The following is a 25,244-nucleotide window of genomic DNA, read 5'->3' as shown; positions in this document are numbered from 1 at the left end:
GGTCACGCCGGGGCGGCGTCGCGCGCGGGCTGCACGACACGGCCGGGGCGGCTTGAAAGGATGCGAAAGTTTAACATGACGACGAGCAGCAGCAGGATCGCGGCGCCGCCGTTGTGCGCGACGGCGACCGGCAGCGGCCACTGCAGCACGATGTTGGTCAGGCCCGTCAGGAACTGCAGCAGAACCACCAGCAGCACGCCGTTCGCGGGCCGGCGCAGCGACTCGAAGCGGCGCATCTTCAGCGCGAACGCGACCAGGTACGCGACGACGACGAACGCGAACGTGCGGTGGGTCCAGTGGATCGCGACCAGCGCATCCTGCGTGATCGCGTCGCCGTCCTTCGTCATGCCGAGCGCGCGCCACAGATGGAAGCCCTGGCCGAAGTTCATCGGCGGCATCCACTGACCGTTGCAGGTCGGGAAGTCGGTACACGCGAGCACCGCGTAGTTGGTGCTCACCCAGCCACCGAGCGCGATCTGCACGACCAGCAGCACCAGCGCCGCGAGCGCGGCCGCGCGGTAGCGGCCGGCCTCCGGGTCATGCGACGGCAGCGGCGTCTGCCGCGCCGCGAGCCAGCCGAGCGTGCCGAGCAGCATGAGGCCGAGCAGCAGGTGGGTCGTGACGATCACCGGCTGCAGCTTCATCGTGACCGTCCACGCGCCGAACACGCCCTGCACGACGATCAGCAGCAAGAGGCTCGTCGGCCACCACGGCGACACGTGCAGCGGGCGGCGGCGCAGCCGCGCGGACCAGGCGATCACGACCTGCGCGATGATCAGCACGCCGATCGCCATCGCGAAATAGCGGTGGATCATCTCGATCCACGCCTTCGTCATGCTGACGGGGCCGGTCGGCATCGCCTGGTGCGCGGCCGTGATCGCGGCGTGCGCGATGAACGGCGACGACGTGCCGTAGCAGCCGGGCCAATCGGGGCAGCCGAGACCCGAATCGGTCAGCCGCGTGAAGCCGCCGAACATCACCAGGTCGAGGGTCAGGAACGTGGTGATCCACACCAGCTTGCGGAACTTGTCGTCATCGGCCTTCACCCACACGTACGACAGCGGCAGCAGCGCGATGCAGAGGCCGATCAGGCCGAGTTGCAGTAGATACGACATCGAATGGTTGCCTCGTCGTCTCGCCTTAGCCGATGCTCGACCACTTCAGCAGCTTGGTCACGTCCGACTTGATCTTGCTGGGATTCGGGTCCTTCGGGAAACGCATCATCAGGTTGCCGTTCGGATCGACCATGTAGAGGTGGTCGCTGTCCTTCGTGCCGGCGTCGGCCGGCAGCCATGCAGCCACCGCGGCCGGATCGGCGACCAGCCGGCGCGTGTCCGGATAGGCTTCCAGAACCTTCTGCGGAATCGCGCCCGCATCGCTGCGCAGCCACACCATCGTGATCCGGTGCCGCTCGCCCGCCTGCGTGACGCGGATCTGGCGCATGAAGTAGAGCTTTTGCGCGCATGCATCGTCGCACGCGCTGCGGTCGGTCATCACGAACAGCCACACGCCGCGCAGCGACGACAGCGGCACCGTCTTGCCGGTTTCGTCGGTGACCTGCAGGTCGGCCGGGATCGGCCGCTGCGGCTCGATCAGCGTGCCGTAGTTGGTCGAGCCGCCCTTCGGCTTGATCACGTAATAGGTGAAGTACGACGCGATGATCGGCGCCGCGCACACGAGACCCAGCAGCACGAGCATCCAGCGGCCGCGCTTGCGGGCCGCGGGCGAGATCGGCGCAGCGGCCGGACCCTGGCGGGAAGATTGCATGGACAAATCAGACCTCTCGAAACGAACCCGCGGCGCGTGCGCCGCGTCCTGCCATGGCGCTCACGCGCCGGCCGACTTCTTCGCCGCACGCCGCGCGGCGTACAGGCCGAAGCCGAGCGCGACCGCCGCCATGGCCCACCACTGAAACATGTAACCGTAATTGCGCTCGACGCCGGTCGTCGCCGCCGGCCAGTCGCGCACGAGCTCGTCGCCGTCGTCGCTCGTCTGCTGGATCACGAACGGCTGCAGCGGCAGCCCCGTTTCCTTCGCATACGCGGCGACGTCCAGGTTCTGCCGGATCTTCTGGTGCGCGGCCGAGCCGCCTTCGCCGAGCTCGAACGCGCGCGACGCGTCGGCGCGCGCGATGCCTTCGATCTCGATCTCGCCGCCGGGCGTCGGGAACGGCTCGATCGCCGTGCGATCGACGATGTTGCGCGGCAGCCAGCCGCGGTTCACCAGCACGACGCCGCCGCCCGTGAGTTTAAACGGCATCACGACGTAAAAACCCGGCTGGTCGTTATACGGCCGATTGTCGAGGAACACCGCCTGCTCCGGCAGAAAGCGGCCCTTCGCCCGCACGCGGTGGAACTCGATCGACGCGAGCGGAATCGGCTGCGCGCCGACGTCGACCGGCGCCGCGTGCTCGTAACGCACGACGTTCGCCTGCAGCGCTTCCTTCTGGTGCGCGCGGTCGCGCTGCCAGAACCCGAGGCGAATCGTGACCGCGACGACGACGAGAATCAGCAGCGCAGGCAGCCAGCGGATCTTCATCGGGCCACCCGCGAGGCGCATTCGCGAAAGCGAAGTGCGATAATTATCCTCTTCCTTTCGAATTGCCGTCGTCCGGTTCGTGTCATGCACATCCTCGTTCCCATCGCCTTCGTCCTCATCGTCGCCAGCATGGGCTCGGCGCTCTACTTCATGATGCAAGACCGCGGCCATACGAAACGCATGGTGTGGTCGCTTGCCACCCGTGTCGGGCTGTCGATCTCGCTGTTCCTGTTCATCCTGTTCGCGAACTGGATGGGCTGGATCCATTCGACCGGCCTGCCGATCGGGCGTTGATGCCTTCACCGCGCCGGCCTCTGTAATCGCTGTGACATTTCGCCGCACAGCGGCGCTACCAAGCAAAAGCGCCGCCTGACTGAGTCGCGGCGGCGCCGGATTGGCGTTGAGCGCAAGCAGCCGGCCGCTGCCCCGTCCCCGCCAATGAAAACGGCCCGCGCATCGCTGCGCGGGCCGTTGTTGCATTTACAGCCAGTAGACGACGACGTACAGGCCGAGCCAGACGACGTCGACGAAGTGCCAGTACCACGCGGCGCCTTCGAATGCGAAGTGGTGATCCGGCTTGAAGTGGCCGCGGATCATCCGCACCAGCACCACCGCGAGCATCGTGCCGCCGAGGAACACGTGGAAGCCGTGGAAGCCCGTCAGCAGGAAGAACGTCGAACCGTACACGCCCGAATTCAGCGTCAGGTTCAGTTCGTTGTACGCGTGGTAGTACTCGAAGCCCTGCGTGAACAGGAAGCAGACGCCGAGCACGAGCGTCGCGGCCAGCCATGCGATCGCCTTGTTGCGATGATTGTCGCGCAGCGCGTGGTGCGACACCGTCAGCGTCGCGCCCGACGACAGCAGCAGCGCCGTGTTCAGCGTCGGGATCGGCCACGGGCCCATCGTCTTGAAGTGACCGGCGAGCGCGGCCGGGCCTTCGTTCGGCCACACGGCGGAGAAATCCGGCCAGATCAGCTTGTAGTCGAGGCTGCCGAGCTGGTGCAGCGCGATTTCACGCGCGTAGAACAGCGCGCCGAAGAATGCGCCGAAGAACATGACTTCGGAGAAGATGAACCAGCTCATGCTCCAGCGGTACGACTTGTCGACGTTCTTGCCGTAATGACCGCCTTCCGATTCGGCGATCGAATCGCCGAACCAGTGGTACAGCGTGAAGAGCAACCACAGCAGGCCAAGCAGCGCCGTGTACGGAGCCCAGTCGTGACCGTTGATCCACAGCGCCACCGACGCGAGCATGACCAGCAGGCCGCAGGCCGCGCTGATCGGATGCTGCGACGGATGCGGCACGAAATAGTACGGGGTCTGGTTTTGACCGCTCATGCTTGATTCTCCACTTCAGTCCAATTTGTGTACCGGAAACCGCTCCGGCTTTATTTCTTGCACGGCGCGACCGCCGCCGCTCTTTCCCGCACGCAGCGCCCGGGCGCTACGCACTGCATTCTTTCGTGGCCGCGAGCCTCAGCCCACGACCGCACGCACGATCAGGATCAGCACGCCGATGAACACACCGGCCGCGATCAACGCGACGATCAGCACGTGCAGCGGATTGAGCTGCGTCGCGTCGGCCTCCAGGTCGCGCCGCTTGCGCACCCCGAAGAACGACCACAACACCGCTCGCAACGCCTGGCCGAACGACCCGCTCCGCTTGGTCTCTGTCACTGCCCCGTCTCCGTCGTCATGCGTCCGGCTTCGCGTCGCCCTGCGCCGCCGTCTTGCGCGGTGCCGGCGCCGGCGCGGCCGGCGTGTTCAGCTCGAAGAACGTGTACGACAGCGTGATCGTCTTCACGTCCTTCGGCAGCTTCGGATCGATCACGAACACCACCTGCATCTTGCGCGACTCGTTCGCAGCCAGCGTCTGCTGCGTGAAGCAAAAACACTCGATCTTCTTGAAGAACTCCGTCGCCTGCTTCGGCGCGTAGCTCGGAATCGCCTGCGCCACCACCGGCCGGCCCTGCCCGTTGGTCACGTCGTATACGATCGTCGTCAGCTCGCCCGGATGCACGTCGAGGCTGTTGCGCTCCGGCTTGAAACCGAGCGGGCCGCGCGCATTCGCATCGAACTCGACCGACACCGTGCGGCTCATGTCGACCTGCGAGTTCTTCACCTCGCGTTCGCTGACATCGCGCTGCACCAGGTTGTTGATGCCGGTGATCTGGCAGATCGCGCGATACATCGGAATCAGCGCGAAGCCGAAGCCGAACATCAGTCCGGCCACGACGAAGAGCTTCACCAGCATCGAACGATTGAATGCGCGATCGACGGCGCCCTCTTCCGGCTTCGACATACGACGACTTCCTCGCTACTGCGTCAGTTACTGCATATCAGTGAGTGGACAGCCACCACTGCTTGATCACGACACCCACAAAAAAAACGGCGGCGATGACGAGCAGGATGAGGCCGAGCCGCTTGTTGCCCGCGCGAATCTGCTCGGGCGTTCGTCTTTGTTGTGGATTCCGGTTCATCTGAAACTTCGCTGAAACGTCGCTGATACATCGATCCGGCGCCCGCCGCGCCTGCCTGCGCGGCAGGCAGCGGCGGAACGCCGGGTGAAACTTATTCGACGTGCGGCGGTTGCTCGAACGTGTGGAAGGGAGCCGGGCTCGGCACCGTCCACTCGAGGCCCGTCGCGCCATCCCACGGCTTGTCCGACGCCTTTTCCAGGTCGCCGCCGCCACGGTAGGCCGGCAGCGCGACCGCGAACAGGAAGTACACCTGCGCGAGGCCGAAGCCGAATGCGCCGATCGTCGCCACCTGGTTGAAGTCCGTGAACTGCGCCGGGTAGTCCGCATAACGACGCGGCATGCCCGCGAGACCGACGAAGTGCATCGGGAAGAACGTCAGGTTGAAGAAGATCATCGACGACCAGAAGTGGATCTTGCCGCGCGTCTCGTTGTACATCCAGCCCGTCCACTTCGGCGCCCAGTAGTACCAGCCCGAGAACAGCGCGAACAGGGAGCCTGCCACCAGCACGTAGTGGAAGTGCGCCACCACGAAGTAGGTGCCGTGGTACTGGATGTCGAGCGGCGCCATCGCCAGCATCAGGCCCGTCAGGCCGCCGAACGTGAACACGAACAGGAAGCCGATCGCGAACAGCATCGGGGTTTCGAACGTCATCGAGCCGCGCCACATCGTCGCGAGCCAGTTGAACACCTTCACGCCCGTCGGCACCGCGATCAGCATCGTCGCGTACATGAAGAACAGCTGACCGGTGACCGGCATGCCCGTGGCGAACATGTGGTGCGCCCAGACCATGAACGACAGGATCGCGATCGACGCCGTCGCATACACCATCGAGCTATAGCCGAACAGCGTCTTGCGTGCGAACGCCGGGATCACCTGCGACACGATCCCGAACGCCGGCAGAATCATGATGTACACCTCGGGGTGGCCGAAGAACCAGAAGATGTGCTGGTACATCACCGGGTCGCCGCCGCCTGCCGCGTTGAAGAAGGACGTGCCGAAGTGGCGGTCGAACAGCACCATCGTGATCGCGCCTGCCAGAACCGGCATCACGGCGATCAGCAGGTACGCGGTGATCAGCCAGGTCCATGCGAACATCGGCATCTTCATCAGCGTCATGCCCGGTGCGCGCATGTTCAGGATCGTCACGACGATGTTGATCCCGCCCATGATCGACGACGCGCCCATGATGTGGACCGCGAAGATCGCGAAGTCCATGCCCGGGCCCATCTGCGTCGACAGCGGTGCGTACAGCGTCCAGCCGGCAGCCGTCGCGCCGCCCGGCGCGAAGAACGAACCGACCAGCAGCACGGCCGCGACCGGCAGCAGCCAGAAGCTGAAGTTGTTCATCCGCGCGAACGCCATGTCGGACGCGCCGATCTGCAGCGGAATCATCCAGTTCGCGAAGCCGACGAACGCCGGCATGATCGCGCCGAACACCATGATCAGGCCGTGCATCGTCGTGAGTTCGTTGAAGAACTCCGGACGCATGATCTGCAGGCCCGGCTCGAACAGCTCGGCACGGATGCCGAGTGCCATCACGCCGCCCGACAGGAACATGATGAACGAGAACAGCAGGTACAGCGTACCGATGTCCTTGTGGTTGGTGGCGAACAGCCAGCGCCGCCAGCCGTGCGGCATTTCGTGCGCGTGGTCGTCGTGCGCGTGGTCCGCGGCTACGTCGTGCCCGATGCTAGACATGAGAATCTCCTAATGCGAATACGTCGACTAACTCAGCGACACGTCAAGCCGCCGGCCCGATCTCGACCCGCCGGGCTTCCTTCGCGTCAGCCCCGCCCGTGATCGTTTCCGGCTTTTTGAGAATAATGTGGTCTTCCGCCACGCCTGCTGCCTTCAGCGCGTCGCGCACGGCCTGTGCACGATGCTTGGCCAGTTCGGCGTTCGCGTCGGCCGAGCCCGTCTTGTCGGTGAAACCCGACAGCGCGAGCTTCGCGTCCGGATGTGCCTTCGCATAGTCGGCCGCTGCGGCGATCGCCGCCTTCGCGTCGGCCGGCAGCACGCTCTTGCCCGTTTCGAAGTAGATCGTCGACACAGCCGCCGATGCCGACGCTGCCGCCGGTTGCTCGGCCGCACCCGACGCGGCTTGCGCCGGTGCCGAGGCCGCTTCGGCCGGCGCCGCGGCGCCCGCCACGTCTTCCGGCATCTTGCCGTTGCGCGCGTCGGTCACTTGCTTCGGCTGCAGCAGGTCGTTCTTGTGGTTGCCCCACGAGTTGCGCTCGTACGTGATGACCGATGCGATGTCGAGGTCCGACAGCGACGCCCACGACGGCATCGCACCCTTGCCGTGCAGCACGCGCTCGACGTGGCCGGCGATCGGGCCGTTCACGATCGGGCTGCCGTCCATCGCCGGGAAGGCGCCGAGGCCCTTGCCGTTCACCTGGTGGCAGGCCGCGCAGTTCGCCTTGTAGACTTCCTCGCCGTGCGCGACGAGTTCGGCCATCGTGTAAACCTTGTTCGGATCGACCGACGCGCTGGCCAGCTTGGCCTTCTGCGCGCTCACCCACTTCGCGTAGTCGTCGTCCGACAGCACCACGACCACGACCGGCATGAACGCGTGTTCCTTGCCGCACAGTTCGGTACAGAAGCCGCGGAACGTGCCGACCTTGTCGGCCTTGAACCACGTATCGCGCACGAAGCCGGGGATCGCATCCTGCTTCACGCCGAACGCCGGCACGTACCACGAGTGAACGACGTCGTTCGCGGTCGTGATGATGCGGATCTTCTTGTTGACCGGCACGACGAGCGGGTTGTCGACTTCCTGCAGGTAGGTCTCGGTGATCGGCTTCTTGCCCATCACTTCGTCACGCGGGGTGCTGAGCGTCGACAGGAAGCTGATGCCCTCGCCCGGACCCTTCACGTAGTCGTAGCCCCACTTCCACTGGTAGCCGGTGACCTTGATCGTGAGATCGGCGTTGGTCGTGTCCTTCATCGCGACGACGGCCTTCGTGGCCGGCAGCGCCATCAGCACGACGATGATGAACGGCACGATCGTCCAGATGATTTCGACGGTCGTGCTTTCATGGAAATTGGCGGCCTTGTGGCCTTTGGATTTGCGGTGCGCGAAGATCGAATAGAACATCACGCCGAACACGCCGACGAAGATCACCGTACACAGGATCAGCATCATCGTGTGGAGATCGTAGAGCTCCTCGGCGATCTTCGTGACAGGCGGCTGAAAGTTGATCTCGTTGACGCGGGGGCCGCCCGGGCTATCACCGACCGCCAGAGCCGCGCCGGCAAAGAGCAATCCGCTGCATGCCAGCACGCCCGTGAGGGCTCGCTTGATTGTTTTCATAGCATCCTTACCCAAAATTTCCATTCAAACCCTCCCCCGTCGCAAGGCGCCGGCCTGTTCCGGCCGGTGCCCGCGCCTCGTCAGCCGCAGCGCCTGAGCGACACGCGCAGTTCGTCGGCGAACTGCGCACGCTTGTGCTGCGCGAGATGCTGCCCGATTACGACGGTCTGCCCGCGCGATACCAGTCGAATCGGATCGCGTGGCGTCGCACCCGGCTCGACCCGCACCCAGCGCGGATTGAATTCGATCTGCGTGAGCCGCTCCGCATCCATCCGCTCGATCACGAGCCGGTGCGGAAACAGCCTGATGCGCTCGTAATCGACCGCATGACGGGCATGGATCGCAAACGCGACGCCGACCGCCAGCAATTCGATTCCCGTGAAGGGCATGACGAGCCAGGCCCCCCGCCACATCAGCACTGCCGCGATCACCAGCGAGAAGCCCGCGAGCGACGCGTAAAACAGCACGAACTGGCGCGGCGACACCGAACAGTTGCGTTTCATGAGCCAGTCTTCGAGGACCGGTTCATCGTTCGTCTCCGCCGACACCCTTGCTGCTTCCATCGCCGCCTCACGCGAATGGCATGCGATGCATGCCTGCATCGGACTCGTCGGCCCGTATTGCGGGGACCCCGGGACGACAAGCTGACGCATTATAGGCGGGTTCAATGGCATCCACAAGCAAGCGGCTATCGGCCCGCGAGCCAAGCGCCACAAGCTTCCCGGCCGTTTTTGGCGTCTATTCGACCCCGCTTTGCGCCGCTAATTTCAGACATAACAAAACCCCTCTTTACCGCTTTACCGATTCTTCGGACGCCCCTTTCCGATATCTTCGATGCGTACGATGCCGTGCCCCTCGGCGGTCGTGCGCGGCACGGCCTTCCATGCGTGGCCGTAGATCACCTCGAACGTCAGGGCAATCGTGCCGTCCGCGCGCCGGCGCGCTTCCAGCGCGTCGCCGAGCGCCGCGCGAAAGCGCCGCGCCGCATGCTGCGGCACCGCGCGGTCGAACGGATAGGCGCCCCAACGGCGCACGTCGGCCAGCAGGGAATCGGGGGTCTTGTACGTGACGGTCAGCACTTCCTGGTCCATCACCGGAATCTCGAAGCCGCTCTCGACGAGCATGTCGCCGAGGTCGTGCATGTCGACGAAATCGACGACGCGCGCGGCCGGCGGTGCGATGCCGAGCGCCGCTTCGGCGTCCGCGCAGGCCGCGCGCAGCTCGCGCAGCGTGTCGGGGCCGAGCGTGCTGAACATCAGCAGGCCGTTCACGCGCAGCACGCGCTGCCATTCAGGGAACACCGTATCGGGACGCGAATGCCAGTGCAGCGCGAGATTCGACCAGATCAGGTCGAACGCGCCGGCCGCGAACGGCAGCACCGAGAAGTCGGCCTGCGCGACGCGCGGGCCGCGCTGGCCCAGCGCCCGGCCGAGCGACGCGGGCAGCCAGCGGCGCCAGCTCGCCTGCTCGACCTCGCGCTGGCCCGCCCGCGCGAGCATCGCGCCGGACAGGTCGACGCCGAACACCGGGGCTTCCGGAAAGCGCGCGCGCAGCGCCGGCAGGTCGTCGCCCGGGCCGCAGCCTGCGTCGAGCACGGCCGCGGGGCTCACCTTGATGTATTCGAGGCGCTCGTTCATCCGCTGCGCGATCTCGCGCGGCAGGAACGCGACCGCGTCGAACGTGGCGGCGCGGCGATCGAAGATCCGCCGCAGACGCCGGGCGTCATTGGCCGGACGGCCGGTTGAAGTCGAAGCTGGGGACATGTCGGGCACACTGGCGAAGAGCCCGAAGTATACTCGCTCGCCTCGTAGCCTTCATCGAGACGGGGCCGCCAGGAGTGTTCGCGATGGATCGCAGTTCCGCCCCGCGCCCGATGCGCGTCGTTTTGTCGCAGGTTCGCGCGCTGGCCGTGCGCGTCGTCGCACTCGCCTTGCCGAATCGGTGCGCGCTGTGCGGCAATTTGTCACATCCGGTGATTTGCAGCGCTTGCGACGCCGCGTACTGGAACGAAGCGCGGCTGCGTTGCGACGTCTGCGCGGTGCCGCTGGGCGTCGGGCGGCCGCGGCCGCGCGCAGCCCGCGGCCGGCACGGCGGCGCCGGCTCGGCGTCCGCGTACCGGTGCGAAGCATGCCGCGCGACGCCGCCGCCGTTCGATGCGACGCTCGCGCTCGCCGATTACCGCGCCCCGCTCGACGGGCTCGCGCGCGGCCTGAAGTTTCATGCGCGGCTCGCGCTCGGCGCGGAATTCGCGGCCCGGCTCGCACAGCGGATCGACGACACGGACGCGCTGCGCGCCACCGGCGGCTTCGACGTGATCGCACCGGTGCCGTTGTCGCACGGTCGGCTCGTCGCGCGCGGCTACAACCAGGCGTGGGCGATCGCGCGGCCGCTCGCGCGCCGGCTCGGCGTGCGCGCCGACGCGGCGCTGCTGGCACGCGTGGCCGAAACCGCGCCGCAGTCGCGGCTCGACCGGCGCGCGCGGCGCGACAACGTGCGCGCGGCGTTCGCGGTGACGGGCGACCTCACCGGCCGCCACGTGGCACTCGTCGACGACGTGATGACGTCCGGCGCGACGCTCGCGGCGGCCGCGCAGGCATTGAAGGCGGCGGGCGCCGCACGCGTGACGAATCTGGTTGCGCTGCGCACTGCCAGGGATTAATTAGATAGAGAGGTCGGCCGCCCGCGCGCGGCGCCGGCCGTCACGAACCGGCCGGCCGGGACGGAGTGCACGCTGCTTCGCCCCGGCCGGCCCAGCCAGACCCAACCATGTTCAACGTCGTCCTCGTCGCACCCGAAATTCCGCCGAACACCGGCAACGTGATCCGCCTGTGTGCCAATACCGGCGCGCGCCTGCATTTGATCGAGCCGCTCGGCTTTCCGCTCGACGACGCGAAGATGCGCCGCGCGGGCCTCGACTATCACGAGTACGCGGAAATGCGCGTGCATCGCGACTGGGACGCGTTCGTCGCGACCGAAGCACCCGATCCCGCGCGGATGTTCGCGTTCACGACCCGTGGCTCGGGCCGCTTCCATGACCATGCATTCGTGCCGGGCGACTGGTTCGTGTTCGGCTCGGAAACACGCGGCCTGCCGGCCGAGGTGCTCGAACGCTTCGCGAACGAACAGCGCGTACGCCTGCCGATGCGGCCGGGCAACCGCAGCCTGAACCTGTCGAACACGGTGGCGGTGGTCGTGTTCGAGGCGTGGCGCCAGGCCGGCTTCGAAGGCGGCGCCTGACGCGCCCGCGCGGCCGGATCCGCTCACGCGCTAGATCCGCGCGAGCCTCGCGCGATATAGGTCGTAGATGTCGGATGAAAAGCACGCGAACACCACGCGTGCGAGGTTCGGCGCCTGCGGCAGCATTTCGGCGACCGTGCCGACCGCGATGTCGACGGCCTCCTCGGCCGGATAGCGGTACACGCCGCAGCTGATGGCCGGGAATGCGATCGAGGTTGCCGCAACCTCCTCGGCCAGCTCGATCGCACGCCGGTAGCATGCCGCGAGCAACTCGGGCTCGCCGCGCCCGCCGCCGTGCCACACCGGGCCGACCGCATGAATCACGTACCGGGCCGGCAGCCCGTGGCCGCGCGTGAGCTTCGCGTCGCCGGTCTCGCAGCCGCCGAGCGTGCGGCACTCGGCGAGCAGGCCCGGGCCGGCCGCGCGATGGATCGCGCCGTCGACCCCGCCGCCGCCGAGCAGCGAACCGTTCGCAGCATTGACGATCACGTCGACGTCGAGCGTCGTGATGTCGACGCGTTGCGCGTCGAGCGTGGTGGAACCGATCTGCAGCATGACACCCTCCCGAAACGCCGGAGACGGTTCAAGCGTAGTGCGCTTTGGCGCCGCCCGCTTTGCGCGAGCGCGCCCGGTCGCAAAAAATCGGTGTGATTCGTCGGCGTTATTCGGCGCGCGCGTCGCGCCGCAGCAGGCCGCTGACCGCATCGCGCGGTGCGACGCCGTCGAACAGCACACCGCACACGGCTTCGGTGATCGGCATTTCGATCGCCTGTGCGCGCGCGAGCGCGAGCACGGCCTGTGCGCAGCGCACGCCTTCGGCCACATGGCCGAGCGCGCCGAGGATGTCGTTCAGCGAGCGGCCGGCCGCCAGTTGCAGGCCGACCGTGCGATTGCGCGACAGGTCGCCCGTCGCGGTGAGGATCAGGTCGCCGAGGCCCGTGAGGCCCGTGAAGGTCTCCGCGCGGCCGCCGAGCGCGACGCCGAGCCGCGACATTTCGGCGAGACCGCGCGTGACCAGCGCGGCGCGCGCGTTCAGCCCGAGCCCGAGGCCGTCGGCGATGCCGGTCGCGATCGCCAGCACGTTCTTCACCGCGCCGCCGACCTCGACGCCGACCACGTCGTCACCCGTATAGATCCGCATCGCGCCGTGATGGAACGCGGCGAGCGTGCGCTCGCGGCATTCGGCGGACGTGCTCGCGACCGTCAGCGCGACGGGCAGCGCGAGCCCGACCTCGCGGGCGAAGCTCGGCCCCGACAGCACGCCGTTGCTGTGCTGCCCCGGCAGCTCGGCCGCGATCACCTGGTGCGGCAGCAGATGCGTGTCGGCCTCGAAGCCCTTGCAGACCCACACGACATGCGCGGGCACGCAGCCCGCGTCGCGCATCGCGCCGAACAGCGTGCGCAGCCCGGCCACCGGCGCGGCGATTACGCACAGCGCGTCGTCCGCGGCGCCGTGCGCGAGCGCCGCGCCGAGATCGGCGTCGTAGCGCAGCGCATCGGGCAGCGCGATGCCGTCCAGATAGCGGGAATTTTCGTGCCGGGCCTGCAGCCCGGCGATCAGCGCGGCGTCGCGCGCCCAGAGAAGCGTATCGTGCCGCGCGGCCAGATGGCCCGCGAGCGCGGTGCCCCAGGCACCGGCGCCGAGAACGGCTACTTTCATACCCAGCACCGGTCCGGAGTGAAACGTCAGTTCAGCGTCGTGCCGTTCGGCGCGCCTGCCGCACCGGCCTGCTGCTGCTGAAGCTGCGCGAGACGCTGCTCGTACAGCGCCTGGAAGTTGATTTCCGCCAGGTGGATCGGCGGGAAGCCCGCACGCGTGATCGCGTCGGCGATGTTCGAGCGCAGGTACGGGAACAGGATCGTCGGGCAGGCGATGCCGACGAGCGGGTCGAGCTGTTCGTCGGGAATGTTGCGAATGTCGAAAATGCCGGCCTGCTTCGCTTCGATCAGGAACGCGACCTTGTCCTTCACCTTCGCGGTGACGGTGCCCGACACGACGACTTCGAAGACGCTTTCCGCGAGACGTTCGGCCTTGACGTCGACTTCGACTTCAACCGACGGCATGTCCTGCTCGAGGAAGATCGCCGGCGAATTCGGCTGCTCGAGCGACATATCCTTCAGGTAGACGCGCTGGATGTTGAAGAACGGTTGGTTTTCGACGTCGGACATGGTGTTTCCCTAAAAGTGGTGACGCGGCGGCCCGGCTTCACGCCGGCCGCCTCGGTTGAATCCTGCGCGCTCATGCCGCGGCGCGGCCGGCGGCCATTCTGCCCTAATCAGGCCGCTTGCAGAAGCGGCACGAGCCCGCCTTCGCGGTCGAGCTTCGACAGATCGTCGTAGCCGCCGACGTGCGTGTCGCCGATATAGATTTGCGGGACCGTGCGACGGCCGGTGCGCGTCATCATTTCCTCACGGCGGGCCGGATCGCGGTCGATCAGCACCTTTTCGATCTGCTCGACGCCGCGCAGCTTCAGCAGGCGCTCGGCCTGAATGCAATACGGACACACCTGCGTGCTGTACATCAAAACCTTGCTCACTTCGCCACTCCTTGTTTGACGACCGGCATCCCGGCCTGCTGCCAGGCGGCGACGCCGCCCTCGAGCACATGTACCTCGGCATAGCCTGCCGCCTCGACCTCGCGCGCCGCCTTCTGCGACTGCTGGCCGTTCTGGCAGACGAGCAGCACGGGGGTGCTCTTGTTTTTCGCGACCTGCGCAATTTTCGCGCCGATCTCGCCGGCGGCGAGCTGGCGCGCCGACGGCAGGTGGCCGGCGGCGAAGTCGGACGCGGTACGCAGGTCGATCACGACCGCGTTGCGGCGATTGATGAGCTGCGTGGCCTCCGCGGCCGACAGGCCGCCGCGGCCGCGGCGCAGGGCCGGCCATGCGAGCAGGCCGCCGGAAACCAGAAGGATCGCGATAAGGGCCAGGTTCGTGTAATTGGTAAAGAACGTCACGGAATGCCGCCGGAAAAAGAGAAATCGGATGAGGACAATCGCGCCATTATAAAATAACCGCCTTGCGCGATGGCGGACCCGGGCCGGGTACCGCGCGACGCGCCCCGCTTCCCTATCACTACCGACCGCAAGATCCATGTACAAACTCGTTCTCATCCGCCACGGCGAATCGACGTGGAACAAGGAAAACCGCTTCACCGGCTGGGTCGACGTCGACCTGACCGAACAGGGTCGCAACGAGGCCTACCAGGCCGGCGAATTGCTCAAGGAGGCCGGCTACACGTTCGACATCGCCTACACGTCGGTGCTCAAGCGCGCGATCCGCACGCTGTGGCACGTGCAGGACAAGATGGACCTGATGTACCTGCCGGTCGTCCACTCGTGGCGCCTGAACGAGCGCCACTACGGCGCGCTGTCGGGCCTGAACAAGGCGGAAACGGCCGCCAAGTTCGGCGACGAGCAGGTGCTCGTGTGGCGCCGCAGCTACGACACGCCGCCGCCGGCGCTCGAGCCGACCGACGAGCGCGCGCCGTTCGACGATCCGCGCTACGCGAAGGTGCCGCGCGAGCAGCTGCCGCTCACCGAATGCCTGAAGGACACGGTCGCGCGCGTGCTGCCGCTGTGGAACGAGTCGATCGCGCCGGCCGTCCGTGCGGGCAAGCAGGTGCTGATCGCCGCGCACGGCAACTCGCTGCGCGCGCTGATCAAGTACCTCGACGGCATCTCGGACAGCGACATCGTCGGCCTGAACATCCCGAACGGCGTGCCGCTCGTGTATGAGCTCGACGAGAACCTGAAGCCGATCACGCACTACTATCTGGGCGACCAGGACGCGATCGCGAAGGCGCAGGCCGCCGTCGCGAAGCAGGGCAAGGCGGGCTGATACCCGTCGTGCCGGGCGGGCCGCCTCGCGCGCGGCCTGCCCGGCTGCTCCGGCGCGCGGGCGCGAACCTTCGCGGCCCCGGTGCTGTCGAACCCGCTTTCGAATCCGCTGCGCATCCGGCGCCCCCGCCGGGACCGGGCTCCCGGACCATTTCGCACCGGTCCACTGAGCAATCGGGCGAACAGTTATACTTGTCCGCTACATCCCCGCTACCGCCACGCGCTTCCCGACCGCACCAGACTCTCTATGCGAATGAAATTGAAGAACATCGGCCTGATTGCCGCGGGCCTCGCCACGGGCGTATTCGCCACGCTGCAGGTTTCGGCATCGGCCGAGCAGACCGCCACGGCACCGCTTCCCCTCGACCAGCTCCGCCTGTTCGCGGAAGTGTTCGGCCAGATCAAGCGCGAGTACGTCGAGCCGGTCGACGACAAGAAGCTGCTGACGGCGGCGATCAAGGGCATGGTGTCGAGCCTCGACCCGCACTCGTCGTTCCTCGACAAGACCGACTACGACGAGCTGCAGGAGCAGACCAAGGGCCGCTTCGCGGGCCTCGGCATCGAGATATCGCAGGAAGACGGCCTCGTCAAGGTGATCTCGCCGATCGAAGATACGCCCGCGTTCCGCGCCGGCATCCGTCCGGGCGACCTGATCACGCGCATCAACGACAAGCCGGTGCGCGGCATGACGCTCGACAAGGCCGTCAAGCAGATGCGCGGCGAGCCGGGCACCAAGGTCACGCTGACGATCTTCCGCAAGAGCGACGACCGCACGTTCCCGATCACGGTCACGCGCGCGATCATCAGGGTCCAGAGCGTGAAGATGAAGCTGCTCGACCCGGGCTACGCGTATATCCGGATCACGAGCTTCCAGGAGCGCACGACGCCCGATCTCGCCGCGAAGCTGCAGGACATCGCGCGCCAGCAGCCGAACCTGAAGGGCCTGATCGTCGACCTGCGCAACAACGGCGGCGGCCTGCTGCAGAGCGCGGTCGGCGTCGCCGGCGCGTTCCTGCCGCCCGACTCCGTCGTCGTGTCGACCAACGGCCAGATCCCGGATTCGAAGCAGGTCTACCGCGATACCTACGACAATTACCGCCTGCCGTCCTTCGACGGCGATCCGCTGAAGAGCCTGCCGCCGATCTTCAAGACCGTGCCGATGGTCGTGCTGACGAACGCTTACTCGGCGTCCGCGTCGGAGATCGTCGCCGGCGCGCTGCAGGATTCGAAGCGCGCGCAGATCATGGGCAAGACGACGTTCGGCAAGGGCTCGGTGCAGACGGTCCGTCCGATGACGGCCGACACCGCGCTGCGCCTGACGACCGCCTACTACTACACGCCGAGCGGCCGTTCGATCCAGAACAAGGGCATCACGCCCGACGTGCCGGTCGATCAGTATGCGGACGGCGATCCGGACGACGTGCTCGTGACGCGCGAGGTCGACTACACGAACCACCTCGCGAACACGCAGGATCCGAACGAGAAGAAGGAACAGGAAGAGCGCGAGCAGCGCCGGATGGACCAGCTGCGCGTCCTCGAGGAGCAGAACGACAAGAAGACGCCGGAGCAACGCCAGAAGGACCGCGATCGCAAGCCGATCGAGTTCGGCAGCGCCGACGACTTCATGATGCAGCAGGCGCTCAACAAGCTCGAAGGCAAGACGGTGCAGGAATCGAAGTCGCTGCTCGCCGAGAGCACGACGAAGAGCCCTGCGACCAAGGCCGCGTCCCCCGCGAAGGCGTCGGGCGCGAAGGCCGCCGCACCGAAGCCCGCGTCGGCACCGCAGTAAGCGCCGGCCGGCATCCGACGGGCCATCGCGGGAAGACCGCGATGGCCCGTTTTTCATGTGCGCCTAGAATACGCAGATGGACGCAGAGGCGTCCGCGCCGCCGCCGGCGGCATGCCTCACCCGACCTCTCCCATGAACGACGATCAACTCCTCCGCTACTCCCGCCACATCCTCGTCGATGAAATCGGCATCGAGGCGCAGCAGCGCTTCCTCGACGCGCATGCGATCGTCGTCGGTGCCGGCGGTCTCGGCTCGCCGGCCGCGATGTATCTCGCGGCGTCCGGGGTCGGCACGATCACGCTCGTCGACGCCGACACGGTCGACCTCACGAACCTGCAGCGGCAGATCCTGCACGTGACGGCCTCGGTCGGCCGCAGCAAGGTCGAATCGGGGCGCGACGCGCTCGCGCAGCTGAACCCCGAAGTGACCGTGCATGCGGTCGCGGCGCGCGTCGACGATGCATGGCTCGACGCGCACGTGCCGCAGGCGACCGTCGTGCTCGACTGCACCGACAACTTTGCGACGCGCCATGCGATCAACCGCGCGTGCGTCGCGCACGGCGTGCCGCTCGTGTCGGGCGCCGCGCTGCGCTTCGACGGCCAGATCAGCACGTTCGACTTCCGCGACCCGGCCGCGCCCTGTTACGCGTGCGTGTTTCCGGAGGACCAGCCGTTCGAGGAAGTCGCGTGCGCGACGATGGGCGTGTTCGCGCCGACGGTCGGGATCATCGGCGCGATGCAGGCCGCCGAAGCGCTGCGCGTGATCGGCGCGATCGGCACGACGCTCAACGGGCGGCTGATGATGCTCGATTCGCTGCGGATGGAATGGACGACGATGAAGATCGCGCGCCAGGCCGACTGCCCCGTGTGCCAGGGCCGGCACTGACGCGCGCGGGATGCATGAACGCATGCGCCGGGCGGCGCATGCGCGACGTTTCGCTACCTTCGCGACGCGCGCGACGGTTTCGCCGCGCAGTCCGCGCCGCCTAGGCGGCCGCGTCCGCGCGCGGTTCCGCGACCGACAGGCGCTTGAGCGCGGCCTGCACTTCCTCCGGCTCGAACGCGGCCAGCACGTCGGCCGTCGGCTTCTCGAGCGCCTTCAGGTGCGCGCGCAGGATCTCCTGCTTCACGACCAGCAACTGGCTCGGGTGCATCGAGAACTCGGTGAGCCCCATCCCGAGCAACAGGCGCGTGAGCGCCGGATCGCCCGCCATCTCCCCGCACACCGACACCGACACGCCCGCGCGCTTCGCTTCGCGCAGCGTATAGGCGATCAGGTGCAGCACCGCCGGATGCAGCGGGTCGTACAGGTGGGCGACCGCGTTGTCCGCGCGGTCGATCGCGAGCGTGTACTGGATCAGGTCGTTCGTGCCGATCGACAGGAAATCGAAGCGCTTCAGGAACAGCGGCAGCGCGATCGCCGCGGCCGGGATCTCGATCATCGCGCCGACGCGCACGTTCGGATCGTATGCGAGCCCCGCGTCGTCGAGCTGGCGCTTCGCCTCGCGGATCAGGTCGAGCGTCTGGTCGATCTCCTGCGCGTGCGCGAGCATCGGGATCAGGATCTTCACCTGCCCGAACGCGGACGCGCGCAGGATCGCGCGCAGCTGCGTGAGGAACATCTGCGGCTCGGACAGGCTCCAGCGGATTGCACGCAGGCCGAGCGCCGGGTTCGGCGCCGTCTCGTAGCCTTCGTCGAGCGCCTCGAGCGGCTTGTCCGCGCCGACGTCGATCGTGCGGATCGTCACCGGCATGCCCTTCATCCACTCGACCGCGCGCTTGTACGCGGCGAACTGCTCCTCCTCCTCGGGCATCTCCTTCTGATGCATGAACAGGAACTCGGAGCGGAACAGCCCGACGCCGACCGCGCCGGCCTCGACCGCCGCCTTCGCGTCGTCGGGCAGCTCGATGTTCGCGTAGAGGTCGATCTTCGTGCCGCACAGGGTTTGCGTCGGCGAGAACTTCAGGCGCTGCAGCTTGCGCTGTTCGAGCAGCTTCTCGGACTGGCGGTACGAATATTCCTCGAGGACGATCGGCGCGGGATCGACGATCACGATCCCCTGGTCGCCGTCGACGATGATCAGGTCGTCCTGGCGGATCAGCGAACTCGCATGCTGGACGCCGACCGCGGCCGGAATGCCGAGGCTGCGCGCGACGATCGCCGTGTGCGACGTGCGGCCGCCGAGGTCGGTGACGAACGCCTGGAACGACTGCGTCTTGAACTGCATCATGTCGGCCGGCGCGATGTCGTGCGCGACGACGATCATCTCGTTCGTACCGTTCTTGGCCGCGCGATCGAGCGCCTGCGACGCCGACGGCGCACCGGCGAGCGCCTTCAGCACGCGCTCGACCACCTGCTCGATGTCGGCCTTGCGCTCGCGCAGGTATTCATCCTCGATATCGTCGAAGTGGCGCGTGAGCAGCTCGAGCTGCTCGGTCAGCGCCCATTCGACGTTGTAGCGTCGCGTGCGGACCAGGTCGATGGTTTCCTGCACGAGCATCGCGTCGCTCAGGATCATCGCGTGGACGTCGATGAACGCGCCCACTTCGGTCGGGGTGTCGTCGGTCAGGTCGGCGCGCAGCGCCTCGAGTTCGCGATGCACGACCTCGCGCGCCGTGCTGAAACGCTCGACCTCGGCGTCGATCTGGTTCGCCTCGACCAGGTAATGGGCGACGTCGAGCGCCGCCGGCGCGATCAGATACGCTCGCCCGATCGCGATACCACGTGAGACGGGAATGCCATGCAGCGTGAAGGACACGCGCACCTCCTCTGTACATGTAAAGCCGCGGCACACTGCTGCGATGCGCTTATGACCCCGGTTAGCGATTATAAATTCCGCACCTCCGTGCTGGCTGCATGCAGCGCAGCATTGCGATTTCCGCATCAATGCTACGGACGAAAAAAATGCCGCGACATACGCGGCATTCTGCTTCGAAACGGCAACGATCGCGGGGCAGGCCCCGGATCACTGACCTTCGCCGAACTTGTCCGCGATCAGCTTGAGCAACGCGTCCATCGCCTCGCGCTCGTCCGGACCTTCGGTCTCGATCGTCACGCTGCTGCCGATGCCCGCCGCGAGCATCATCACGCCCATGATGCTTTTCGCGTTGATCTTGCGTCCGTTGCGCGTCATCCAGACTTCCGACTGGAAGTTGCCGGCCAGTTGCGTAAGCTTGGCCGATGCGCGCGCATGGAGCCCCAATTTGTTGACGATGGTGGTTTCTTGTTGAAGCATGATTCTCGGTCGGGTCGGTCGAGGCCGCCGGCGACGTGCGTCGGCGGGTCGGTCTAAAACGGAAAACGGGACGGTCAGTGCGATTCGGTGCGCGGTTGCGGCTCGGGCGGAATCGGCGCGCACTGGCCGCAGCCGGTTTCCGAAGGCGGCGGCGGCGTGCCGGCAGACACCTCGTGGACGCCCTTCGCGCCGCCGGACAACGCCTTGTCGACGAGCTTGTCGAGCGGCACGGTACGGTAGCAGACGGCGCGCACCAGCATCGGCAGGTTCACGCCCGCCAGCACGCGCACGTTGTCGAGCTTCGCGAGCTGGCCCGCGATGTTCGCGGGCGTCGCGCCGTACATGTCGGTCAGCACGACGACGCCGTTCTCTTCCCTGAGCCGCGCGAGCTCCGCGTGCGCGAACGCCATCACCTGGGTCGGGTCGCTGTCCGCCAGCACGTCGATACAGCCGATGCGCGCGGGCACGCCGCCGTAGATGTGCGCGATGCAGTCCCGCAGCGCGGTGGCGAGCGGCGCGTGCGCGATGATCAGAATCCCGGCCATGTCAGACTGCCCCCGGCCGCCCTTGGCGGGCCGACGCCCCGCAGCGGGGCAACGAGCATAGCGAGTATGGGAAACGTTTCATGTTCAGCCTTGCAACGGTTTCGGCCCGACCGCCGGGCCTTCGGCGCGCTGGTCGCGGCACCGGGCAAGCGGGCATTGTAGCAGGCCGGTCGAACCGCTCCGGCGACGGGGGGCCTGCGCGGCCGCCGCCGGGCTTGCGCGGAAGGCGGGCTACGCGGCCGCCCGCTCCAGCGCGTCGATGAACATCGCGGCGACGTCGAAACCCGTCTGCTCCATGATTTCGCGGAAGCACGTCGGGCTCGTCACGTTCACCTCGGTCAGCCAGTCGCCGATCGCGTCGAGCCCGACCAGCAGCAGCCCGCGCGCGGCGAGCACCGGCCCGAGCGTCGCGGCGATCTCGCGGTCGCGCGGCGTCAGCGGCTGCGCGACGCCGAGCCCGCCCGCGGCGAGATTGCCGCGCACCTCGCTGCCCTGCGGAATCCGCGCGAGCGAATACGGCACCGGCTCGCCGGCGATCAGCAGAATGCGCTTGTCGCCTGCCGTGATCTCGGGAATGAACTTCTGGATCATCAGCGAGCGCGTGCCGTCGTGGCCGAGCATCTCGATGATCGCGCCGAGATTCATCCCGTCGGCCTTCACGCGGAACACGCCCATCCCGCCCATACCATCGAGCGGCTTCACGATCACGTCGCCATGCTCGGCATGGAACGCACGCAAGCGCGCGGCGTCGCGCGTGACGAGCGTCGGCGCGACGAACTGCGGAAACTCGCCGATCGCGAGCTTCTCCGAGTGATCGCGGATCGACTGGGGCTTGTTGAACACGCGCGCGCCCGCCCGTTCGGCAAGCTCGAGCATCCAGGTGGCCGTCACGTATTCCATGTCGAACGGCGGATCCTTGCGCATCAGCACCGCGCCGAACGACGTCAGCTGACGCGATTCGTGCGCGGCCGCCTCGAACCACGGATGGCGATGCAGGTCGGCCGTGTCGCCGACGATCGTCACGCGCTGCACGTCCGCCTCGACGCCCGAGCCCGTCCATGCGAGCTGGTGCGGCTGGCACGCGTACACCGCATGCCCGCGCCGCGCGGCCTCCGCCATCATCGCGTAGGTCGAATCCTTGTAGATCTTGAAGCGCTCGAGCGGGTCGGCGATAAAGAGAATGTCCATGCGGGTCCTGTACGTAGCGAAGCCGTTACACCTGGATGGCTTCGGGATCGGTCTTTTCCAGTTCGATCGACGACGCGATCAGCGACAGGCGCGCGACGACGCCGTACATGTAGAAGCGGTTCGGCGGCGCGGCGCCCGGCTTCGCGCCGGCATCCGGCAGCGCGGTGTGCTCGAAGCCGAGCGGCACGTAATGCATGCCGGGCGCGTTCAGGTTCTGGTCGCGCTCGCGGCCGCCGTGCGTGCGGTAGAAACCGCCGACCACGTAGCGGTCGATCATGTACACGACCGGCTCGGCCACTTCGTCGCCGACGCGCTCGAACGTGTAGACGCCTTCCTGGACGATCACGTCGCGCACCGCGAGCCCGGCCTTCGACTCGGCCATCTGCGCGCGCTCGGCCTTCGACATGCGGCCGATCTCGGCCGCGTCGTGCACGGTCATCACGCCGCGCCCGGCGGTGCCCGCGTCGGCCTTCACGACAACGTACGGCTTTTCGCTGATGCCGTATTCGCGGTACTTGCGCGCGATCTTCTTCAGCACGCCGTCGATCGCGTCGGCGAGCGCCTGCTCGCCTTCATGCGCCTGCCAGTCGACGCCTTCGACGTGCGCGAAATACGGATTCACCATCCACGGATCGACGCCGACCATCTTCGCGAACTTCTTCGCGACGTCGTCGTAGCACGAGAAGTGCGTCGACTTGCGGCGCACGGCCCAGCCCGCGTGCAACGGCGGCAGCAGGTACTGCTCGTGCAGGTTCTCCAGCACGGCGGGAATCCCGGCCGACAGGTCGTTGTTCAGCAGGATCGAGCACGGATCGAAATTCTTCAGGCCGAGGCGGCGCTGCGAACGCTCGAGCGGTTCGAGCACGATCTTCTGGCCGTCGGCTAGCGTGATCGGCGTCATGTCGGTGATGCTCGGGTCGAGCGAGCCGAAGCGCACGTTCAGGCCGGCCTGGCGCATGATCGTCGCGAGCCGCGCGACGTTTTCCAGGTAGAACGCGTTGCGGGTCGGCAGCTCGGGAATCACGAGCAGGTTCTTCGCGTCCGGGCAGATCTTCTCGATCGCGGCCATCGCGGCCTGGACGGCGAGCGGCAGCACTTCGGACGGCAGATTATTGAACGCGCCGGGGAACAGGTTCGCGTCGACGGGCGCCAGCTTGAAACCGGCGTTGCGCAGGTCCACCGAACAATAGAACGGCGGGGTGTGTTCCTGCCATTCGAGCCTGAACCAGCGTTCGATCGCAGGCGTCGCGTCGAGGATCTTCTGCTCGAGCTCGAGCAGCGGACCGTTCAACGCGGTAACGAGGTGGGGAACCATGAATCACTCGCGAGCGGGAGAATGAAGATTGTAGAGCAATTGCCTTGCCCATTTGGGGATTGTTCCCGGCTTCACAAGGATATGGAGGAAGTTTTCGGCTATTGACCCGATAGCCTGAAGGGTTATGCGCTACGGCAGCACGCGGCAGGAGAAAAAAAGCCCGCCGGGTGGCGGGCCGAAGTCGCTGCGCTCATTCGTGGCGGGCGCCGTCTGCGCGGCGGCCCGCCGTCATCCTTGTGACTTATTCGACATGTTCGCCATGCAGGATCACGTCGAGGCCCTCGCGCTCTTCCTCTTCGGACACGCGCAGGCCAATCGTCAGGTCGATCAGCTTCAGCAGCACGAAGCTCAGCACGCCGCTGTAGACCAGCGTGATCAGCACGCCCTTCGCCTGCAGCAGCAGGCTGCCGTCGGCGCCGCCGATGTCCTTGACCGCGAACACGCCCGTCAGCAGCGCGCCAAGAATCCCGCCAATGCCGTGCACGCCGAACGCGTCGAGCGAATCGTCGTAGCCGAGCTTCGACTTGAGCCACGTGGCCGACCAGAAGCAGATCACGCCCGCCGCGATGCCGATCACGAGCGCACCGGCGACGCCGACGAAGCCGGCAGCCGGCGTGATCGCCACGAGACCCGCGACCGCGCCCGACACGATGCCGAGCACCGACGGCTTGCCCTTCGCGACCCATTCCGCAAACATCCAGCCGAGCGCCGCGCAGGCGGTCGCCACTTGCGTGGTCAGCATCGCGAAGCCGGCACGGCCGTCGGCCGCGACCGCGGAGCCCGCGTTGAAGCCGAACCAGCCGACCCACAGCATCGAGCCGCCGATCATCGTCAGCACCAGGTTGTGCGGCGCCATCGATTCGCGGCCGTAGCCGACGCGCTTGCCGAGCACGAGGCACGACACGAGGCCTGCGATACCGGCGTTGATGTGCACCACCGTGCCGCCCGCGAAGTCGAGCACGCCGTCGGCCGACAGCCAGCCGGTCGGCTCCCACACCATGTGCGCGATCGGCACATAGACGATCAGCGACCAGAGCGTCATGAACACGAGCATCGCCGAGAACTTCATGCGATCGGCGAACGCGCCGCAGATCAGCGCCGGCGTGATGATCGCGAACGTCATCTGGTAGACGAAGTAGACCGATTCCGGAATCGTCGTCGCGAGATGGCTGACGGTCAGCGTGGTCGCCTTGTCGCCCTTGATGTAGTTCATGCCGTGCAGGAACACGCGCGACAGGCCGCCGATGAAGCCGTTGCCCGGCGTGAACGCGAGGCTGTAGCCCACCACCGTCCACAGCACCGTGATCGCGGCGGTGATCGCGAAGCTCTGCATCACGGTCGCGAGCACGTTCTTCTTGCGGACCATGCCCGCATAGAACAGTGCGAGGCCGGGGATCGTCATGAACAGCACGAGCGCGGTGGACGTCAGCATCCACGCGGTGTCGCCGGCACTGATCTTCGACGAATCGACGGAGAACGGCTCGGTCGGGGCGGCGGGTGCGGCCGGCGCGGACGCGGCGGCGGCGGCCGATGCGTCGGAGGCGGCGCCCGAAGCGGGTGCGGCGGCAGCGGCAGGTGCCGATGCGTCGGTGGCGGCCGGCGCCGAAGCGGCGGGAGCCGCGGCTGCCGATGCATCGGACGCCGTGGCGGCGGGCGCGGACGCTGCCGCGGCGGAGGCCGCGTCGTCGGCGAGCGCGGGACCGACGCCAGCCGCGATCAGCGAGCCAGCCATCAGCAGGGACATCAGAAGTTTGCGCATCTCGGG

Annotated in this window: 28 protein-coding genes; 6 read left to right on the top strand and 22 right to left on the bottom strand. The window is 67.1% G+C overall.

Annotated elements, in window-relative coordinates; genetic code table 11:
• Positions 1 to 2: 2 nt before the first annotated feature.
• From U4012_RS18980 to U4012_RS18970, 3 genes are read right to left on the bottom strand one after another with little or no spacing between them, the layout of a single operon-like run.
• Positions 3 to 1,115, bottom strand: coding sequence for a COX15/CtaA family protein (locus U4012_RS18980; RefSeq protein ID WP_321800722.1), 1,113 nt, complete (start codon positions 1,113 to 1,115; stop codon positions 3 to 5).
• A gap of 25 nt (positions 1,116 to 1,140) precedes the next feature.
• Positions 1,141 to 1,767, bottom strand: a complete 627-nt coding sequence (locus U4012_RS18975) for an SCO family protein (protein ID WP_124486530.1) — start codon at positions 1,765 to 1,767, stop codon at positions 1,141 to 1,143.
• 60 nt (positions 1,768 to 1,827) lie between these two features.
• Positions 1,828 to 2,538 carry an SURF1 family protein gene (locus U4012_RS18970; protein WP_321800720.1) on the bottom strand — a complete coding sequence of 237 codons (711 nt, stop codon included), beginning with the start codon at positions 2,536 to 2,538 and terminating at the stop codon, positions 1,828 to 1,830.
• A gap of 84 nt (positions 2,539 to 2,622) precedes the next feature.
• Here U4012_RS18970 and U4012_RS18965 point away from each other — a divergent pair, with 84 nt between their 5' ends.
• The gene (locus tag U4012_RS18965; RefSeq protein WP_044848213.1) at positions 2,623 to 2,832 is read left to right on the top strand and encodes a twin transmembrane helix small protein; all 210 of its coding nucleotides are present in this window, start codon (positions 2,623 to 2,625) and stop codon (positions 2,830 to 2,832) included.
• A gap of 186 nt (positions 2,833 to 3,018) precedes the next feature.
• Here the strand turns inward: U4012_RS18965 and U4012_RS18960 are convergent, their stop codons facing one another.
• The 8 genes from U4012_RS18960 to U4012_RS18925 all read right to left on the bottom strand — a co-directional run bounded on the left by U4012_RS18960 (position 3,019) and on the right by U4012_RS18925 (position 10,095).
• Positions 3,019 to 3,876 carry a cytochrome c oxidase subunit 3 gene (locus U4012_RS18960; RefSeq protein ID WP_044848214.1) on the bottom strand — a complete coding sequence of 286 codons (858 nt, stop codon included), beginning with the start codon at positions 3,874 to 3,876 and terminating at the stop codon, positions 3,019 to 3,021.
• A 138-nt stretch (positions 3,877 to 4,014) separates the two neighbouring features.
• The gene (locus U4012_RS18955; RefSeq protein WP_006760730.1) at positions 4,015 to 4,215 is read right to left on the bottom strand and encodes a DUF2970 domain-containing protein; all 201 of its coding nucleotides are present in this window, start codon (positions 4,213 to 4,215) and stop codon (positions 4,015 to 4,017) included.
• 16 nt (positions 4,216 to 4,231) lie between these two features.
• Complete coding sequence (locus U4012_RS18950) at positions 4,232 to 4,840, bottom strand: cytochrome c oxidase assembly protein (RefSeq protein WP_044848216.1); 609 nt, start codon at positions 4,838 to 4,840, stop codon at positions 4,232 to 4,234.
• Between the two features lie 37 nt (positions 4,841 to 4,877).
• Positions 4,878 to 5,018, bottom strand: coding sequence for a cytochrome oxidase small assembly protein (locus U4012_RS18945; RefSeq protein ID WP_027789063.1), 141 nt, complete (start codon positions 5,016 to 5,018; stop codon positions 4,878 to 4,880).
• A 91-nt stretch (positions 5,019 to 5,109) separates the two neighbouring features.
• Positions 5,110 to 6,717 (bottom strand): cytochrome c oxidase subunit I, encoded by a 1,608-nt coding sequence (ctaD, locus tag U4012_RS18940; protein ID WP_044848217.1) that lies wholly within the window; start codon positions 6,715 to 6,717, stop codon positions 5,110 to 5,112.
• A 43-nt stretch (positions 6,718 to 6,760) separates the two neighbouring features.
• Positions 6,761 to 8,356 carry a cytochrome c oxidase subunit II gene (gene coxB / locus U4012_RS18935; protein WP_124486532.1) on the bottom strand — a complete coding sequence of 532 codons (1,596 nt, stop codon included), beginning with the start codon at positions 8,354 to 8,356 and terminating at the stop codon, positions 6,761 to 6,763.
• A gap of 56 nt (positions 8,357 to 8,412) precedes the next feature.
• Complete coding sequence (locus U4012_RS18930) at positions 8,413 to 8,934, bottom strand: DUF2244 domain-containing protein (protein WP_044848219.1); 522 nt, start codon at positions 8,932 to 8,934, stop codon at positions 8,413 to 8,415.
• A 195-nt stretch (positions 8,935 to 9,129) separates the two neighbouring features.
• Positions 9,130 to 10,095, bottom strand: coding sequence for a methyltransferase domain-containing protein (locus tag U4012_RS18925; protein WP_044848220.1), 966 nt, complete (start codon positions 10,093 to 10,095; stop codon positions 9,130 to 9,132).
• Positions 10,096 to 10,178: 83 nt separating this feature from the next.
• Between U4012_RS18925 and U4012_RS18920 the strand changes: the two genes are divergently transcribed.
• Positions 10,179 to 10,991 (top strand): ComF family protein, encoded by an 813-nt coding sequence (locus U4012_RS18920; protein ID WP_321800713.1) that lies wholly within the window; start codon positions 10,179 to 10,181, stop codon positions 10,989 to 10,991.
• 107 nt (positions 10,992 to 11,098) lie between these two features.
• Positions 11,099 to 11,569, top strand: a complete 471-nt coding sequence (trmL, locus tag U4012_RS18915) for a tRNA (uridine(34)/cytosine(34)/5-carboxymethylaminomethyluridine(34)-2'-O)-methyltransferase TrmL (RefSeq protein WP_044848221.1) — start codon at positions 11,099 to 11,101, stop codon at positions 11,567 to 11,569.
• 30 nt (positions 11,570 to 11,599) lie between these two features.
• Here trmL and U4012_RS18910 read toward each other — a convergent pair whose 3' ends face one another.
• The 5 genes from U4012_RS18910 to U4012_RS18890 form a co-directional block, all read right to left on the bottom strand.
• Positions 11,600 to 12,124: an O-acetyl-ADP-ribose deacetylase gene (locus U4012_RS18910; protein WP_124486536.1), complete on the bottom strand. Its 525-nt coding sequence runs from the start codon at positions 12,122 to 12,124 to the stop codon at positions 11,600 to 11,602.
• Between the two features lie 106 nt (positions 12,125 to 12,230).
• A complete protein-coding gene (locus U4012_RS18905) occupies positions 12,231 to 13,229 on the bottom strand; it encodes an NAD(P)H-dependent glycerol-3-phosphate dehydrogenase (RefSeq protein ID WP_044848223.1) in 999 nt (332 codons plus the stop codon).
• 26 nt (positions 13,230 to 13,255) lie between these two features.
• Complete coding sequence (gene secB / locus U4012_RS18900; RefSeq protein ID WP_014895954.1) at positions 13,256 to 13,738, bottom strand: protein-export chaperone SecB; 483 nt, start codon at positions 13,736 to 13,738, stop codon at positions 13,256 to 13,258.
• Between the two features lie 107 nt (positions 13,739 to 13,845).
• On the bottom strand, positions 13,846 to 14,106 hold the full coding sequence (gene grxC, locus U4012_RS18895) for a glutaredoxin 3 (RefSeq protein WP_044848224.1): 261 nt from the start codon (positions 14,104 to 14,106) through the stop codon (positions 13,846 to 13,848).
• Entirely contained in the window at positions 14,103 to 14,525 is a 423-nt protein-coding gene (locus U4012_RS18890; RefSeq protein WP_044848225.1) for a rhodanese-like domain-containing protein, read from the bottom strand. Before U4012_RS18890 ends, grxC begins: the two co-directional genes overlap by 4 nt.
• A gap of 136 nt (positions 14,526 to 14,661) precedes the next feature.
• On the opposite strand from U4012_RS18890, the gene gpmA reads away from it, so the two are divergent.
• From gpmA to U4012_RS18875, 3 genes are all read left to right on the top strand, one after another.
• Positions 14,662 to 15,408 carry a 2,3-diphosphoglycerate-dependent phosphoglycerate mutase gene (gpmA, locus tag U4012_RS18885; RefSeq protein WP_044848226.1) on the top strand — a complete coding sequence of 249 codons (747 nt, stop codon included), beginning with the start codon at positions 14,662 to 14,664 and terminating at the stop codon, positions 15,406 to 15,408.
• 246 nt (positions 15,409 to 15,654) lie between these two features.
• On the top strand, positions 15,655 to 17,196 hold the full coding sequence (locus tag U4012_RS18880; protein WP_321800708.1) for a S41 family peptidase: 1,542 nt from the start codon (positions 15,655 to 15,657) through the stop codon (positions 17,194 to 17,196).
• Positions 17,197 to 17,328: 132 nt separating this feature from the next.
• Positions 17,329 to 18,081, top strand: coding sequence for a HesA/MoeB/ThiF family protein (locus U4012_RS18875; RefSeq protein ID WP_044848228.1), 753 nt, complete (start codon positions 17,329 to 17,331; stop codon positions 18,079 to 18,081).
• Positions 18,082 to 18,181: 100 nt separating this feature from the next.
• Here the strand turns inward: U4012_RS18875 and ptsP are convergent, their stop codons facing one another.
• From ptsP to U4012_RS18845, 6 genes are all read right to left on the bottom strand, one after another.
• Positions 18,182 to 19,954 carry a phosphoenolpyruvate--protein phosphotransferase gene (gene ptsP / locus U4012_RS18870; RefSeq protein WP_044848237.1) on the bottom strand — a complete coding sequence of 591 codons (1,773 nt, stop codon included), beginning with the start codon at positions 19,952 to 19,954 and terminating at the stop codon, positions 18,182 to 18,184.
• 207 nt (positions 19,955 to 20,161) lie between these two features.
• Positions 20,162 to 20,431 (bottom strand): HPr family phosphocarrier protein, encoded by a 270-nt coding sequence (locus U4012_RS18865; protein ID WP_006752075.1) that lies wholly within the window; start codon positions 20,429 to 20,431, stop codon positions 20,162 to 20,164.
• A 74-nt stretch (positions 20,432 to 20,505) separates the two neighbouring features.
• Positions 20,506 to 20,976, bottom strand: coding sequence for a PTS sugar transporter subunit IIA (locus tag U4012_RS18860; RefSeq protein WP_044848229.1), 471 nt, complete (start codon positions 20,974 to 20,976; stop codon positions 20,506 to 20,508).
• Positions 20,977 to 21,207: 231 nt separating this feature from the next.
• Positions 21,208 to 22,164: a glutathione synthase gene (gene gshB / locus U4012_RS18855; protein ID WP_124520704.1), complete on the bottom strand. Its 957-nt coding sequence runs from the start codon at positions 22,162 to 22,164 to the stop codon at positions 21,208 to 21,210.
• Positions 22,165 to 22,189: 25 nt separating this feature from the next.
• Positions 22,190 to 23,479, bottom strand: a complete 1,290-nt coding sequence (gene gshA, locus U4012_RS18850) for a glutamate--cysteine ligase (RefSeq protein ID WP_044848231.1) — start codon at positions 23,477 to 23,479, stop codon at positions 22,190 to 22,192.
• A gap of 241 nt (positions 23,480 to 23,720) precedes the next feature.
• On the bottom strand, positions 23,721 to 25,238 hold the full coding sequence (locus U4012_RS18845) for an ammonium transporter (RefSeq protein ID WP_124486541.1): 1,518 nt from the start codon (positions 25,236 to 25,238) through the stop codon (positions 23,721 to 23,723).
• Positions 25,239 to 25,244: the final 6 nt, after the last annotated feature.

Origin of the sequence: Burkholderia sp. BCC1988 (genome assembly GCF_905339895.1) — a bacterium.
In the GTDB taxonomy this organism is placed as follows: Bacteria; Pseudomonadota; Gammaproteobacteria; order Burkholderiales; family Burkholderiaceae; genus Burkholderia.
This window is presented reverse-complemented; position numbering and strand designations above follow the sequence as displayed.

Excerpts from the sequence above, each read along its gene's own strand:
- U4012_RS18980 (WP_321800722.1), bottom strand. The coding sequence starts at position 1,115 with ATGTCGTATCTACTGCAACTCGGCCTGATCGGCCTCTGCATCGCGCTG.
- U4012_RS18975 (WP_124486530.1), bottom strand. The coding sequence starts at position 1,767 with ATGCAATCTTCCCGCCAGGGTCCGGCCGCTGCGCCGATCTCGCCCGCG.
- U4012_RS18970 (WP_321800720.1), bottom strand. The coding sequence starts at position 2,538 with ATGAAGATCCGCTGGCTGCCTGCGCTGCTGATTCTCGTCGTCGTCGCG.
- U4012_RS18965 (WP_044848213.1), top strand. The coding sequence starts at position 2,623 with ATGCACATCCTCGTTCCCATCGCCTTCGTCCTCATCGTCGCCAGCATG.
- U4012_RS18960 (WP_044848214.1), bottom strand. The coding sequence starts at position 3,876 with ATGAGCGGTCAAAACCAGACCCCGTACTATTTCGTGCCGCATCCGTCG.
- U4012_RS18950 (WP_044848216.1), bottom strand. The coding sequence starts at position 4,840 with ATGTCGAAGCCGGAAGAGGGCGCCGTCGATCGCGCATTCAATCGTTCG.
- U4012_RS18945 (WP_027789063.1), bottom strand. The coding sequence starts at position 5,018 with ATGAACCGGAATCCACAACAAAGACGAACGCCCGAGCAGATTCGCGCG.
- ctaD (WP_044848217.1), bottom strand. The coding sequence starts at position 6,717 with ATGTCTAGCATCGGGCACGACGTAGCCGCGGACCACGCGCACGACGAC.
- coxB (WP_124486532.1), bottom strand. The coding sequence starts at position 8,356 with ATGGAAATTTTGGGTAAGGATGCTATGAAAACAATCAAGCGAGCCCTC.
- U4012_RS18930 (WP_044848219.1), bottom strand. The coding sequence starts at position 8,934 with ATGCAGGCATGCATCGCATGCCATTCGCGTGAGGCGGCGATGGAAGCA.
- U4012_RS18925 (WP_044848220.1), bottom strand. The coding sequence starts at position 10,095 with ATGTCCCCAGCTTCGACTTCAACCGGCCGTCCGGCCAATGACGCCCGG.
- U4012_RS18920 (WP_321800713.1), top strand. The coding sequence starts at position 10,179 with ATGGATCGCAGTTCCGCCCCGCGCCCGATGCGCGTCGTTTTGTCGCAG.
- trmL (WP_044848221.1), top strand. The coding sequence starts at position 11,099 with ATGTTCAACGTCGTCCTCGTCGCACCCGAAATTCCGCCGAACACCGGC.
- U4012_RS18910 (WP_124486536.1), bottom strand. The coding sequence starts at position 12,124 with ATGCTGCAGATCGGTTCCACCACGCTCGACGCGCAACGCGTCGACATC.
- U4012_RS18905 (WP_044848223.1), bottom strand. The coding sequence starts at position 13,229 with ATGAAAGTAGCCGTTCTCGGCGCCGGTGCCTGGGGCACCGCGCTCGCG.
- secB (WP_014895954.1), bottom strand. The coding sequence starts at position 13,738 with ATGTCCGACGTCGAAAACCAACCGTTCTTCAACATCCAGCGCGTCTAC.
- gpmA (WP_044848226.1), top strand. The coding sequence starts at position 14,662 with ATGTACAAACTCGTTCTCATCCGCCACGGCGAATCGACGTGGAACAAG.
- U4012_RS18880 (WP_321800708.1), top strand. The coding sequence starts at position 15,655 with ATGCGAATGAAATTGAAGAACATCGGCCTGATTGCCGCGGGCCTCGCC.
- U4012_RS18875 (WP_044848228.1), top strand. The coding sequence starts at position 17,329 with ATGAACGACGATCAACTCCTCCGCTACTCCCGCCACATCCTCGTCGAT.
- U4012_RS18865 (WP_006752075.1), bottom strand. The coding sequence starts at position 20,431 with ATGCTTCAACAAGAAACCACCATCGTCAACAAATTGGGGCTCCATGCG.
- U4012_RS18860 (WP_044848229.1), bottom strand. The coding sequence starts at position 20,976 with ATGGCCGGGATTCTGATCATCGCGCACGCGCCGCTCGCCACCGCGCTG.
- gshB (WP_124520704.1), bottom strand. The coding sequence starts at position 22,164 with ATGGACATTCTCTTTATCGCCGACCCGCTCGAGCGCTTCAAGATCTAC.
- gshA (WP_044848231.1), bottom strand. The coding sequence starts at position 23,479 with ATGGTTCCCCACCTCGTTACCGCGTTGAACGGTCCGCTGCTCGAGCTC.
- U4012_RS18845 (WP_124486541.1), bottom strand. The coding sequence starts at position 25,238 with ATGCGCAAACTTCTGATGTCCCTGCTGATGGCTGGCTCGCTGATCGCG.